We start from the raw sequence: 12,309 nt of genomic DNA, 5'->3' as shown, positions 1-12,309 counted from the left end.
GGACCGGGATCAGACGGATCCATAGGCGACCTGGCAGGCGGCGTTGAGCAACTCCGCCTCGGCGGCACTGCCCGGCTGCTGACCATCGATCAGGCCGGCGTTGCAGTCGGCGCTGAGCTCGTAGGTGCTGCCGGCATTGCTGACGGCGAAACGCACCGAGGCGTCGCCGGCGGGTTGGACGCTGCCGTAGAGGAGCTGGTACGTGGAATTCGGCACCACGATGTAGGTCTGCTGGTTGTTGATGGCGTCGTTGACGGCGTTGTTGATGATCGCCGCCGACGCCAGGCTTCCCACTCCCCAGGCCGCCGCCCGGGCCCCCCACCAACCCCAGCTGGGGGTGGCCCAGCCGCCGTACCAGCCGTGGTTCCAGGGACGGGCCACACCCCAGCCCGGCCGGGCCCAGCCGGCGTTCACGTTCACCGAGTCGATGTTGACGCGACGACCATCCCAGTTGCGGTTGACGGAGCCATCGAACGAGCGGTTGACCGAGCGGTTCACGTTTCTGTCGATGTCCCGGTTGGTGCTTCGGTTCACCGCCGTCGATCGACTGGATCCACCTGGACGATCCATCGAGGGACGGACATTGCCCCCGCGCACCGAGGAGCTCCAGCCGCCACTGGGTTTGCTGGCGCCCCGGTTGAGGCCACCGCTGGAGCCTCTGAATCCGCTGCGGGCCCGGGAACCGCCGCCCCCTCCCCGACCGCCCCCGCCCCCGCGGGCGACCCAGGCACCGGCGGAGTCCGCTGCGGGGGCGCTCCGATCCGGCGACTCAAGGCCTGAGGCCAGGCTGGCCGCCCCGGGAAGTGCCAGCCATCCAGTCAGCAGCAGACTGCCGATTCGATTGAGTGGCTTCATGGGCGGATCAGGGCGCAGCCGTCGTCGTAGCAACTGGCGTCGATCCGGCCGTCATCACCGAAGTGCACCCGGACCAGATCACGGTCATCGGTGTTGGCGTTCTCCTCCGCGACGCTGTTGAGGTAGTTGGGGTTCACCACGCAGAAGTCCAGACCGTTGAAGCAGACCGTGTTGGTGGAGAACCGGGCCCCGGCCTGCTTCAACGACACCCAGATCCTGCTGCCGTTGTCCCAGAGGGACATCCGGATCGGCCTGTCCGTGATGCGGATGGTGGTGAGGCTGGTTCCGATCCGATGCCGATAGAGGGTCGCTTCGCCCTCATCCACGGCCTCCACGCTGCACGGCACGGGCGCTCCGCCCCGGATGGTGCAGGTGGTGTCGAGGGTGTACAGCACCTCCTCGGCCCGGGCGGAGCCCGCTGCGGCCAGCAGCAGAAGAGCGGCCCCGGCGAGCAGATCGGCTCGGAGGCGGAACGCCTGACGATTGGGCATCACAGCGGAGGCAGCGGCTCACAGATCTCCACCTTGCTCAGCCGGCCTTCGCCTGAGCTCCCTTTCGTCACGGAACAGTTACATCCGCTTGCCGCCACGATCTCCCGGCTGATCCCGTCCCGTCATGTGTCCCGGCCGCACGGCGGCATCAAAGGCCTCGGCGCTGATCGCCCCGAGCACCAGGGCGGACTCCCGCAGACTGAGCCCGTGGCGATGGGCGTGGCTGGCGATCGCGCAGGCCCGGTCGTAGCCGATGATCGGGGTGAGCGCGGTGACCAGCATCAGGCTCTGGTCGAGCAGGGATTCGATCCGCCCTTCGTTGGCCTCCAGACCCTCGACGCAGTAGGCCCGGAAGCTGCGGCAGGAGCCGGCCAGCAGCTCACAGCTCTGCAGCAGGTTGTGGGCCAGCAGGGGCTTGAAGACGTTGAGCTCGAAATTGCCCTGGCTCGCCGCCATCTGCACGGCCGTGTTGTTCCCCATCACCTGGACCGCCACCTGGGTGATGCTTTCGCACTGGGTCGGGTTCACCTTCCCCGGCATGATGCTGGATCCCGGTTCGTTCTCCGGCAGGGTCAGCTCCCCCAGGCCGCAGCGAGGACCGCTGGCGAGCCAGCGGATGTCGTTGGCGATCTTCAGCAGGGATCCGGCCAGCACGGTGAGGGCGCCATGGGCGGCGGCGATCGGCTCATGGCCCGCCAGAGCCTGGAACTTGTTGGGGGCGCTGCGGAAAGGGAGAGCGAGCCGCTCGCTCAGCCGGCTGGCTACCGCCTCGCCGAAGCCTGCGGGTGCGTTGAGGCCGGTGCCGACGGCGGTGCCGCCGATCGCCAGCTCCTGCAGCCGCGGCAGCGTCTGCCGGATGGCCTCGATGCCCAGGCTGAGCTGGGCCACGTAGCCCGAGAATTCCTGGCCCAGGCTGAGGGGGACGGCATCCTGCAGGTGGGTCCGGCCGATCTTGACGATCGGCTCGAAGCGGATCGCCTTCTCCTGCAGCGCCTGTCGCAGGTCCTCCGCGGCCGGCAGCACCGACCCCACGAGCTGGAGCACCACCGCCAGGTGCAGGGCGGTGGGAAACGTGTCGTTGCTGGACTGGCTGAGATTGACGTGATCGTTGGGGTGGACGGGGTCCTTGCTGCCCAGGACCCCGCCGGCCGCCTCGATCGCCCGGTTGGCGATCACCTCATTGACATTCATGTTCGTCTGGGTGCCGGAGCCGGTCTGCCAGACCCGGAGGGGGAACTCCTCCGCCAGGGACCCCGCGGCCACCTCCTCCGCGGCGGCGACGATCCAGCCGGCCCGCTGGGCATCCAGCCGGCCCATGGCCGCGTTCACCTCGGCGCAGGCCGCCTTGAGCTGGCCGAAGGCGCCCAGGATCGGGCTCGGCATCGCCTCACCGAAGGGAAAGAAGCGAAGGGAGCGCTGGGTCTGGGCGCCCCAGTAGTGCTCGGCAGGCACGGTGACGGTGCCGAGGCTGTCGGTTTCCCGGCGGCCGGGGCCGGTGGGGGTGTCCATGGCGCCCGGCTGTTCATTCACCCGCAACGACTTCGCTGTTCAGTTCGTTGAAGCTGCGGGTGCTGCTTGCGCCGGCACCGGCCCCGGCGCCAGCCGGCGTCAGGCCGGTGGCTCTGGACAGGGCGTCGCTGATCGCGTCGGGGCTGACCTGGCCCTGGTCATTGAAGACCACGCTGCCGTCGCCATCGAAGACCACCACCTGGGGGATCACCCCTTTCCAGTAGTGGGCCGGATCGCTCGGGCCTTTGTCGGGGCGGTTCTGGATCAGATCGGTGGTGAGGGGGATCAGTTCGGCTGTCCGACCCCAGAGCCGCTGCAGCTCCGAGATCACCGGCGCGAACTGCTTGCTGTCGGCACTGTCATCGAGGTAGAACACCAGCACCACGGGGCGATGGTCGGCCATGGCCTGGGCCAGGGTGCTGCGCGGTGGCACCAGGGAGCCGTTGCCGGCATAGAGGGCAAAGATGTTCCCGTCGTAGCTGTTGGTGGTGAGGGCCGCGTCCACCGGAGCCGCCGCCGTGCCCAGGGTCAGCAGCGCCAGCAGAGCAAGGCTGACCAGGGCTCGGGCCCCTTGCCGGAGCCGGTCGCGGCAGGAGGTCAGACCCTGAGCGGGGGAATGAAGAACGGGCAACCGATCGGAGCAGGACTCTCGCCATTGTGGCCCTAGGGGCGGCTGAGGCCGCGCCCCATGCCCTGCAGGATGCCCCGGCCCACCAGCCCGATGGCACGGCCGATCACCTGGGTGAGCACCACCACGAGGAGATCGCCGAGTCGCTGCAGCAGGGCGCGCAGCTGAGGAGCCACGGCGTCCCGGGCCTCCAGGGCCAGGGTGACGGCCTGCTGGAGCCAGCCGAGCCGCCGCAACTCCTCATCCCGCGGTTCGGTGAGGAGCAGCGGTTGAATCGCTCCATCCTGCAGGCGATAGAGCAGGCGCTGGCTTTCGTAGAGCTGGATCGGCCGCTCGAACCACTCGCTCCAGCGCTGCTGGGCGTTGAGCTGGTTGCGCAGCCGCTCCAGGCTGCGGGTGGCGATCAGGTCCTGCACCAGCAGATAGCGGCGCAGCTCCGGCCAGTCGCCGCAGCAGGCCAGCACATCGGCGCTGATGCGCTCGGCCGTGCGGATCATCCAGTTGCTCACCAGGGTCTCCAGGTGGAGGAGGGCCCGGGGTTCATCGGGGGCCAGCAGACGTCCATCGATCAGCAGGGGCTGGGCGCTCAGCAGGGCGGCCAGCATGGGCTGGCAGGGGGGCAGATCGGGATCCTCGTCCTCGAAGGCGCTGGCATCGCTGAGGGTGTCGGCCACCGGCCTGAGGCTGCCCTGACGGGGGAGCTGCACGTAAGGGCCCGCCATCCGGCGCAGGGCCTGCCGGCGGATGGCGGGCTGGACCTCCAGCCAGCGGGTCTGGAGGGCTTCCCCCTGGGGATGGTCATGGCGCAGCAGACCCAGCAACTGGTCCAGCTCCCTCAGCAACGCCAGCAGCAGATCCCGGCGGCGCTCGGCGCTGAGACCCTCGAGGGCGAACAGTTCACCGTCGTTCCGCTGGGCCAGGGGTGCGCTGCTGGCGCCACTGAGCCGGTCCCGGATGGCCTCCCAGACCCCTTCGGCCGTGCGTTGCCGGAGCGTGATCGCTGTGCTCCCTCCGGCCGGGGGGCTGGGAAGAGGCTGGCCGGAGGCAGCGGGCAGCGGCGCCACGCGGGCACTCCAGGCCAGGCTGGCGGGTCCCCAGATCAGCATCAGGAATCCCCTGGCTGCCCGCAGTTCCCGTTGCCGGCCCTCCACAATCAGCTGCAGCAGCAGGTTCTGGGGCGGCGGGTCCAGCAGGCCGGCGCAGACCAGCAGTTCGGCATCGATCTGCTGCAGTCCACTCAGCAGCAACCAGTCACCCAGGCCCATCGGGCTGGCCCCTGCCGCCGCCGAGGCGCGCTCCGCCCCGCGCAGGTCGACCACCCGCCCACCGGTGAGCAGGGTGGCCACAGCGCCGAGCAGCTGGTCGGGATCGGGGTCCTGCAGCAGCCCGGCCACCGGCAGCCGCAGCAGCCAGTCCTCCGGGCAGCCGGGTACGGCCGGCAGCAGGAGCAGCAGCGGAGCCGGCAGCCAGCGCCGCTCCAGCCGCTCCAGCTCGCCGAGCAGCATGGTGGGCTGGATAGGGGCCTCCAGGCTCCAGATCAGCAGCTGGGGAGCCCCCTCCAGGCGCGGGGGTTCGGTGACGACGCGGTAGCCGGGGGGATCGGCGCTCAGCAGCCGGGCGAGGCCATCCCGCAGCAGGGGTGCGGCGAACAGCAGCAACTGGGGGGGCGGCTGCTCCGCCGGGGCGGGTGAGACCGCTGGCTGACTCACGCGGGAGGCCACATCATCCAGCCAAGGTAACGACTGTTGGTGGACTTACCCAGGGGGCGTCCGTCCGCCGCGAGAACCCTGCTTCAACCACGCCGTCGCCCGAACAGCTGCAGGGTGTAGGAGTCGATCGCGTAGCCGGTCAGCTCTTCGATCTGCCGGACCAGATGATCTGGCAGCACCACGTCGAGATCCTCGATGGCGCCGGTCTCGAGGCAGGTGAGGTGGCTGTGGGGATCACTGCGGTAGCCGTAAAGCCGGCCGCTGGCCCGATCGAGGCATTCGATCACTCCGGCCGACTGCAGAGCTTCCAGGTTCTGGTAGACGGAAGTGTGGCCGATGTTGCGGCCCTGGGCATTGAGCCGCTCGAAGATGTCCCGGGCGCTGAGATGGCTGCGTTCATGCCAGAGCAGCTCCAGCACCATGCGGCGCTGACGGCTCAGACGCATGCCCAGATCACGGCAGCGGCGGAAGGCGTCCGTCACGGAGGCGTGCAGCCCGGGGGCTCCGCAGGCCGGATCCGGCGCATTGGGTCCGGCCGGTTCGGCACCAGCTCCCCCCATGGCTCCGGGGTGTGCCGGCAGGGCCGGGATGGCGAAGGGGGCGGACACGTCGGTGGTGATGCAGTGAACAGGGCACTCTCTATGTTATAGGCGCGACATTAACCGATCGACGGGGCGATCGGATCCTGCAGCCGACCCGGGCCCACGGCCTGGAGCGCCTCCCGCAGATCGACGCTGCCGTCGTAGAGGGCGCGACCGACGATCACCCCTTCCACCCCCAGGGGCTCCAGCGCCAGCAGGGCCAGAAGATCGGTGACGGATCCCACGCCACCGGAGGCGATCAGGGGAAGGCTGGTGGCGCTGGCCATGGCGCGCAGGGCCTCCAGATTCGGGCCGGCCAGGGTGCCGTCGGTGGCGATGTCGGTGCTGATGATCGCCGCCACCCCGCTGCCTTCGAAGCTGGCCGCCAGGGCCGTGGCCTCCACCGCGCTCGCCTCCAGCCAGCCGCGGGTGGCCACCCGCCCGTCACGGGCGTCGATGCCCACCACGACACGGCCGGGATGGCGGGCCGCCAGGTGCCGCAGCAGGTCCGGATTCTCGATCGCCACCGTGCCCAGAATCACCCGGTCGAGACCGCAGGCCAGCAGGTCCTCCACCCGTTCGGCGCTGCGGACGCCGCCCCCCAGCTGGACGGGAATGTCAAGGTCCGCCGTGATCGCCCGCACCACCGGGTCATTGAGCGGTTCCCCGCTGCGGGCGCCATCGAGATCCACCAGATGCAGGCGCTCCGCCCCCTGGCGCTGCCACTCCAGGGCCTGGGCCACCGGATCGTCGCTGAAGCGGGTGACCTGGCCGTAATCGCCCTGGTGCAGGCGCACGCACTGCCCGTCGAGGAGGTCGATGGCGGGAATGATCTGCATGGCGCTCGGAAGCGGTGGCGGGGGCCGTCCCCCATCCTCTCCGGAGGCCCGGCCGCTTGAATGGCGCTCTGTGCGGATGGCGACGATGCGGATCCTGATCATGGGGGGCACCCGTTTCGTCGGCAAGCCCCTGGTGGAGCAGCTGCGCTCCGCCGGCCATGCCCTCACTCTGTTCACCCGGGGCCGGCTGCCGGTGCCCGCCGGCGTGGAGGGTCTGGTGGGGGACCGCAGCGATCCGGACGCTCTGGCCCAGCTGGGTGGCCGCCGCTTCGAGGTGATCGTAGACAGCAGCGGCCGCACGCTCATGGACAGTGCCGCGGTGCTGGAGCGCACCGGACCGCCCAGCCACCGCTTCGTCTACGTCAGTTCGGCCGGCGTCTACGCTGACAGTGAGCTGTGGCCCCTCACGGAGGAGGCCCCCACAGACCCGGCCTGCCGCCATGCCGGCAAGCTTGAGACCGAAGACTGGTTGCGCCGTGAAGGCATCGCCTTCACCAGCTTCCGGCCCACCTACATCATCGGAGCTGGCAATTACAACCCGGTGGAGAGCTGGTTCTTCGACCGGATCGTCCATGGCCGCCCGGTTCCCCTGCCGGGCGATGGCAGCACGATCACCCAGCTGGGCCATGTGACCGACCTGGCCACGGCGATGGCACGCTGCATCGACGTGGAAGCGGCCGCCAACCGGATCTACAACTGCAGCGGCGAGCAGGGAGTCACCCTGCGCGGGTTGGTGGCCGCCGCCGCCCGCGCCTGCGGCCGCGATCCCGCCACCGTGGAGATCCGCCGCTTCGATCCCTCCGGGCTCGACCCCAAGGCGCGCAAGGCGTTCCCGCTCCGCCTGGCCCACTTCCTCACCGACATCCATCGACTGCGGCGGGAGCTGGCCTGGTCGCCGCGATTCGATCTGGACACCGCCCTGGCCGACAGCTACCGCAACGACTACGCCCTGCGCCCTCCCACCCAGCCCGACTTCAGCGCCGACGCGGGTCTGCTGGCGGTTCAGTCGGATCCGCCGGCGCGCAGATAGCCCAGCCCCGACCCCAGCGCCAGCAGCAACGACGGCCAGAACATCCACCAGCCCAGCCCGTGCAGGACCGCCGCCCCCCCCCAGTCGCGCGGCCACAGCAGGAGCAGCAGGGCGGCGAACTGCAGCAGCGTCTTGGCCTTGCCCAAGCCGGAGGCGGGGGCGCCGCCCCTGCGGCTCGCCCGCCAGCCCGAGATCAGCAACTCCCGGCTCAGCAGCAGCCACACCGCCCAGAGCGGCAGGCTGCCGGCGCTGGCCAGCCAGAGCAGGGGCGCACTGATCAGGATCTTGTCGGTGAGGGGATCGAGGCGGGCGCCCCAGACCGATCCGCCCCCGGCCCGGCGGGCCAGCCAGCCGTCGGCCCAGTCGCTCAGTCCCCCGGCCAGCAGCAGCAGCCAGGCCAGCGGCTCCTGCCCCCCGCCCAGCGCCAGCAGCAGGGGGAGGCCGATCAGCGCCCGGCCCAGGGTGAGGCCGTCGGCCAGCCGCCGGGCTCGGCAGCGGGAGGTCGCCTGGCGGGCCAGCGCCCTGGCGGGATCGGGTTCGGCTGGATGGGGTGCCACGGCGTCGCCGGCTGCAGCGGCCAATCCTGCACTCTGGCCGCAGACGTCTCCTTCCCCCCCGCGCTGGCCTAGAACCCTTCCAGACGCGACGCCCCGATGACTCCCGACTCCCCCAGGACGCTGCGGGTGGCCGAGGCGATGACCACACCGCTGCTCAGCGTGACGCCGGTCACCCCCCTGCAGGAGGCGGTGCGGCTGATCAGCGAACACCACATCAGCGGCCTGCCGGTCCTCGATGCCCAGGGGACCCTGGTGGGCGAACTGACCGAGCAGGATCTGATGGTGCGGGAGAGCGGCTTCGATGCGGGGCCTTACCTGATGCTGCTGGATGCGGTGATCTATCTGCGCAATCCCCTCGACTGGGACAAGCAGGTGCACCAGGTCCTCGGCAGCACGGTGGAGGAGGTGATGAGCCGCCACCCCCACAGCTGCGCCTCGGACCTGTCGTTGCCGGAGGCGGCGAAGCTGCTGCACGACCGCTCCACCCAGCGGCTGTTTGTCCGGGAGGGCGACGCCCTGGTGGGGGTTCTCACCCGGGGCGACGTGGTGCGGGCTCTGGCCGCCGGGGGCTGAGCCGGGATCCACCGTGGGGCCTGGCCTGGGGTTTCGCACAGGGAAGGGGAAGAATCGACCCCTCAGCCACCAGCCAGCGCTCGGTGCGTTCATCGCAGGGATGCCCACCGGTGAGCTGGCCGAAGGCCGGCAGCACCAGCCGCTGCACGGCGGCATCGAAGCTGAAGCAGGGCAGCCGCAACCGGTCACTCCTGCTGCCGACCAGGGCCACCGGGTGCAGATGACCGCAGAGCTGCAGCCACCGGCCCGGCTGGGGTGGCGCCTCCGGCCCGTGGCTCAGCCAGAGGGGGCCCCGGGGGCCGCTCGGCTCAAGCGGGAGTCTGTCGATCCAGCTGCCGCGTTCGTGGTTGCCTCCGATCAGCCGCAGCGGGCAGCCCAGCAGCTCCGGCAGGGCGGTCAGCTTCTCGCGGAGCTCGGCCGTCAGACCCAGGCGGCCGTGGATCAGGTCCCCCAGCACCACCACCTCCCGGGGAGACCAGCGATGGGCCAGCTCCAGCAGCGCATTGAGGGTGCCGGCATCGCCATCGCTCGGCACCGGGATGCCATGGGCCTGAAAGGTTTCCGCCTTTCCCAGATGCAGATCGGCCACCAGCAGCAGCCCCTGGGCCGGATCAAGCACGGCTCTGGCCCCCAGCAGCTCCAGGCGATGGCCCCGCCAGTGAAAGGGCAGCCGATCGGCGGCCAGCGGCTGGGAGCCCATCTCAGGCCGTGGCGATGGCGGCCTGGTAGGCCGCCATCGCCCGGGTGGTCGTGATCGTGGCCTGCACGGCCGGGTAGGGACTGAGATCGAGCTGGGGAAAGAAGACCGGCAGGTACGCCAGGTGGGCGTTCACAGCGCAGTCCGCCACCCCCCAGCGGTCGCCCAGCAGGGGGGCACCCCCGCCCAGCCGTGTGTCCAGCACCTGCATCAGGGCCGGGAATTCCCGCTCGCGGGCCGACTCAACGAACAGGGCGGTGGCGAGGGTGGCGTTGGCGAACAGCACCCACTGCTCCGCCAGGGCCCGCTGCTCGGGGGTGGTGAACTCGTGGCCGTAGCGGTCGGCCAGATAGAGCAGGATCGCCCCACTCTCGAACAGCACCAGCGGGCCGCCATCGGCGCCGCGGGCCTCGTCATCCACCAGAACGGGCACTTTGGCGAAGGGATTGAGGTCCAGGAAGGGCTCCCTGCGGTGCTCCCCGGCCTGCATGTCGAGCAGCCGCCAGGTGTAGGGAATCCCTTTCTCGGCCAGGTACCAGCGGGGCATCGAGGCGCGGGAGCGGAGACCGCCGTGGAGGGTCAGGGACATGGGGACGGGCCAGGCGGGTCGTGGAATGGGGTGGGGCGCTGGCGAGCCGGCGCAGAATGAAGAGCATCGCGCGGACCCGACGCCGGATGACGGGAGAGTCAGGGGATCCCGGACAGGACGTGTTCCGGCGGCTCGCGCCGTTGCTGGTCGGTCGCGCCCGGCGGGGCATCGTCGGCGACAGCCGCTATGCCCGCAGCCTGCGCGAGAGCGTGCGGCGGGCCGCCCACGACCGCGATGCCACAGCGGTGCTGATCATGGGTGAGCCAGGGCTGGAGAAGGACAACATCGCCGCCCTGATCCATTTCGGCTCGTCGGCCCGGCGTCAGCTGATGGTGCGGCTCGACGGGGCCCGGCTGCGGGCGGATGGGGGCGATCTGTTCGGTGCCGCGGGCAGCGATGGCGCCGGTGCACTGCTCACGCTGCTCGGGGAGGGATCCCTGCTGATCGACAAGCTGGATCTGGCTCCCGCCGAGCTGATGGCGGCCCTGCTGGAGCTGGCCGGCAGCGGCCGCTGGCGGACTCCTGGGGCGGAGGGCTCACCCCACCAGTTCGCCGGCCGCCTGTTCTTCACCGCCGAACGCGCCCTGCCGGCCTTCGACCGGATCTGCACCCTGATCCGGGTTCCCCCCCTGCGCGTGCGCCGCCAGGACCTGGGCGACTGGCTGCGCTACACCCTGCGCCTTCGCAGCCGGGCGCTGGGTTGGACCACCACGCCGGTGGTGGGAGAGGAGGTGATCCGGCGGCTGCAGATCCACGACTTTCCCGGCAATGTGCGCGAGCTTGAGGGGCTGGTCGATCGGGCCCTGCGGCAGCTCACGCCATCGGAGGTCGAGCTGCCCGAGGAGGTGTTCTGGCTGACGCCGCGGCAGTCGCGGGTCCGTTTCGATCTCTGGCGCTGGAAACCGGCCCTGCGGGTCTGGATGCGCTCCCCGAGGGTCTGGAACACCCTGCTCTACGGCCTGGTGAGCTGGCTGTTCGTGCTCGTGAACCTGTGGCTCTGGCTCGGACCGCAGGACCGTGCCCACAACGGTGCCCTGAACCTGTTCTGGGCCTGGTGGTGGCCGCTGATCCTGCTGACCTATCCGCTGGTCGGCCGCCTCTGGTGTTCGTTCTGTCCGTTCATGGTCTGGGGGGAGATCGCCCAGCGACTGGCCCGGGCCCTGGGTCGGCGGCCGGCCCCCTGGCCGCGGGGGAACACCGACACCTGGGCGGCGCCCTGCCTGGCGGCGGGATTTGGCGCGATTCTTCTCTGGGAAGAGCTGGCGGACCTGGAGAACACGGCCTGGCTCAGCAGTTGCCTGCTGCTGCTGATCACAGCGGGGGCCGTACTGGGGTCGTTGCGGTTCGAGAAGCGCTTCTGGTGCCGCTATCTCTGCCCGGTGGGGGGGATGAACGGGCTGTTCGCCAAACTGTCGGTGCTGGAACTGCGGGCCCAGGCGGGCATCTGCAGCGGCAGTTGCAGCAGCTATGCCTGCTTCAAGGGCGGTCCAGCCGAGGGGGAGGGGCTGGCCACGGCGGGCTGCCCGCTCGGCACCCATCCGGCCCACCTGGCCGACAACCGCAACTGTGTGCTCTGCCTCACCTGCGCCCAGGCCTGCCCGCACCGCTCCGTTCAGCTCAGCCTCCGGCCGCCCGCCGCCGATCTGCAGCGGGAGATGGCCCCACCGGCGGGGGAGGCGGGCCTGATCCTGGTGCTGGCCGGAGGGGTCTGCCTCACCCACTGGCACCGTCTGCTGGGAGCCCTGCCCCTGGCCCCGGAGTCTCTGCAGCGGGGTCCGCTGCTGCCGCGCCTGGCCTTCGCCGTTCTGGCCCTCGCCCTGCCGTCGGCCCTCGTTGTCGGCCTGCGTCTGGCGGCGGTTCTGCGGAGCCCACCTCCCCAGGCCGCCCAGCGTTGGCGGCTGGCGCTCTATGGCCTGCTGCCGCTGCTCTGGGGCCTGCTGCTGGCCCGCCATCTGCCCCTGGGCATGGCCGAGGCGGGACTGCTGCTGCCGGTCAGCGGGCACCGTCCCCTGCCGGGCTGGAGTGCCGATCCCCATGTGATCGCCTTCTGTCAGAGCGCCGTGCTGTTGGTGGGCGTGGGCGCTTCGCTGCTGCTGCTGCGCCGCCTGCTGGCGCCGGGCCGCCTGCTGCTCTGGGGCAGTTCCCTGGCGGCCCTGCTGCTGGGTGCCGGGGGCCGCTGGCTCGTGGCGGTGGGGTGATCGCCCCCGGTTCCGGTCTGGGGCGGGCGATCGACCCCGATGGCCGAGGATGG

General features: G+C 70.8%; 13 protein-coding genes. 3 read left to right on the top strand and 10 right to left on the bottom strand.

Annotation, left to right across the window (positions count from 1 at the left end; translation table 11 throughout):
- Positions 1–9: 9 nt before the first annotated feature.
- The 7 genes from ACWJI7_RS05040 to hisA form a co-directional block, all read right to left on the bottom strand.
- Complete coding sequence (locus ACWJI7_RS05040; protein ID WP_479935857.1) at positions 10–855, bottom strand: hypothetical protein; 846 nt, start codon at positions 853–855, stop codon at positions 10–12.
- Positions 852–1,346 carry a hypothetical protein gene (locus ACWJI7_RS05035; RefSeq protein WP_479935856.1) on the bottom strand — a complete coding sequence of 165 codons (495 nt, stop codon included), beginning with the start codon at positions 1,344–1,346 and terminating at the stop codon, positions 852–854. The genes ACWJI7_RS05040 and ACWJI7_RS05035 overlap by 4 nt, the downstream gene beginning before the upstream one ends.
- Before the next feature lie 78 nt (positions 1,347–1,424).
- On the bottom strand, positions 1,425–2,855 hold the full coding sequence (fumC, locus tag ACWJI7_RS05030; RefSeq protein WP_479935855.1) for a class II fumarate hydratase: 1,431 nt from the start codon (positions 2,853–2,855) through the stop codon (positions 1,425–1,427).
- Positions 2,856–2,868: 13 nt separating this feature from the next.
- Positions 2,869–3,486: a thylakoid membrane photosystem I accumulation factor gene (locus ACWJI7_RS05025; RefSeq protein WP_479935854.1), complete on the bottom strand. Its 618-nt coding sequence runs from the start codon at positions 3,484–3,486 to the stop codon at positions 2,869–2,871.
- Between the two features lie 32 nt (positions 3,487–3,518).
- Entirely contained in the window at positions 3,519–5,192 is a 1,674-nt protein-coding gene (locus ACWJI7_RS05020; RefSeq protein WP_479935853.1) for a DUF3685 domain-containing protein, read from the bottom strand.
- Positions 5,193–5,275: 83 nt separating this feature from the next.
- Positions 5,276–5,638 (bottom strand): Fur family transcriptional regulator, encoded by a 363-nt coding sequence (locus ACWJI7_RS05015; protein WP_479936015.1) that lies wholly within the window; start codon positions 5,636–5,638, stop codon positions 5,276–5,278.
- A 212-nt stretch (positions 5,639–5,850) separates the two neighbouring features.
- Entirely contained in the window at positions 5,851–6,612 is a 762-nt protein-coding gene (gene hisA / locus ACWJI7_RS05010; protein WP_479936013.1) for a 1-(5-phosphoribosyl)-5-[(5-phosphoribosylamino)methylideneamino]imidazole-4-carboxamide isomerase, read from the bottom strand.
- Between the two features lie 85 nt (positions 6,613–6,697).
- Here hisA and ACWJI7_RS05005 point away from each other — a divergent pair, with 85 nt between their 5' ends.
- Positions 6,698–7,642: an NAD-dependent epimerase/dehydratase family protein gene (locus tag ACWJI7_RS05005; protein ID WP_479935852.1), complete on the top strand. Its 945-nt coding sequence runs from the start codon at positions 6,698–6,700 to the stop codon at positions 7,640–7,642.
- Here the strand turns inward: ACWJI7_RS05005 and ACWJI7_RS05000 are convergent.
- Positions 7,615–8,121 carry a CDP-alcohol phosphatidyltransferase family protein gene (locus ACWJI7_RS05000; protein ID WP_479936011.1) on the bottom strand — a complete coding sequence of 169 codons (507 nt, stop codon included), beginning with the start codon at positions 8,119–8,121 and terminating at the stop codon, positions 7,615–7,617. The genes ACWJI7_RS05005 and ACWJI7_RS05000 overlap by 28 nt on opposite strands.
- 216 nt (positions 8,122–8,337) lie before the next feature.
- On the opposite strand from ACWJI7_RS05000, the gene ACWJI7_RS04995 reads away from it, so the two are divergent.
- On the top strand, positions 8,338–8,772 hold the full coding sequence (locus ACWJI7_RS04995) for a CBS domain-containing protein (RefSeq protein WP_479936009.1): 435 nt from the start codon (positions 8,338–8,340) through the stop codon (positions 8,770–8,772).
- Here the strand turns inward: ACWJI7_RS04995 and pdeM are convergent.
- Positions 8,729–9,472: a ligase-associated DNA damage response endonuclease PdeM gene (pdeM, locus tag ACWJI7_RS04990; RefSeq protein WP_479935851.1), complete on the bottom strand. Its 744-nt coding sequence runs from the start codon at positions 9,470–9,472 to the stop codon at positions 8,729–8,731. The two genes, ACWJI7_RS04995 and pdeM, sit on opposite strands and share 44 nt — an antisense overlap.
- Position 9,473: 1 nt before the next feature.
- Positions 9,474–10,058, bottom strand: coding sequence for a glutathione S-transferase family protein (locus tag ACWJI7_RS04985; RefSeq protein WP_479935850.1), 585 nt, complete (start codon positions 10,056–10,058; stop codon positions 9,474–9,476).
- Positions 10,059–10,144: 86 nt separating this feature from the next.
- Between ACWJI7_RS04985 and ACWJI7_RS04980 the strand changes: the two genes are divergently transcribed.
- On the top strand, positions 10,145–12,256 hold the full coding sequence (locus ACWJI7_RS04980; protein ID WP_479935849.1) for a 4Fe-4S binding protein: 2,112 nt from the start codon (positions 10,145–10,147) through the stop codon (positions 12,254–12,256).
- Positions 12,257–12,309 lie beyond the last annotated feature (53 nt).

It is taken from the genome of Cryptocyanus atlanticus LEGE 06306, assembly GCF_056633155.1.
This window is presented reverse-complemented; position numbering and strand designations above follow the sequence as displayed.

Coding starts and splice junctions, on each gene's coding strand:
- ACWJI7_RS05040 (WP_479935857.1), bottom strand. CDS start 855: ATGAAGCCACTCAATCGAATCGGCAGTCTGCTGCTGACTGGATGGCTG.
- ACWJI7_RS05035 (WP_479935856.1), bottom strand. CDS start 1,346: ATGCCCAATCGTCAGGCGTTCCGCCTCCGAGCCGATCTGCTCGCCGGG.
- fumC (WP_479935855.1), bottom strand. CDS start 2,855: ATGGACACCCCCACCGGCCCCGGCCGCCGGGAAACCGACAGCCTCGGC.
- ACWJI7_RS05015 (WP_479936015.1), bottom strand. CDS start 5,638: ATGCGTCTGAGCCGTCAGCGCCGCATGGTGCTGGAGCTGCTCTGGCAT.
- hisA (WP_479936013.1), bottom strand. CDS start 6,612: ATGCAGATCATTCCCGCCATCGACCTCCTCGACGGGCAGTGCGTGCGC.
- ACWJI7_RS05005 (WP_479935852.1), top strand. CDS start 6,698: ATGCGGATCCTGATCATGGGGGGCACCCGTTTCGTCGGCAAGCCCCTG.
- ACWJI7_RS04995 (WP_479936009.1), top strand. CDS start 8,338: ATGACCACACCGCTGCTCAGCGTGACGCCGGTCACCCCCCTGCAGGAG.
- pdeM (WP_479935851.1), bottom strand. CDS start 9,472: ATGGGCTCCCAGCCGCTGGCCGCCGATCGGCTGCCCTTTCACTGGCGG.
- ACWJI7_RS04985 (WP_479935850.1), bottom strand. CDS start 10,058: ATGTCCCTGACCCTCCACGGCGGTCTCCGCTCCCGCGCCTCGATGCCC.
- ACWJI7_RS04980 (WP_479935849.1), top strand. CDS start 10,145: ATGACGGGAGAGTCAGGGGATCCCGGACAGGACGTGTTCCGGCGGCTC.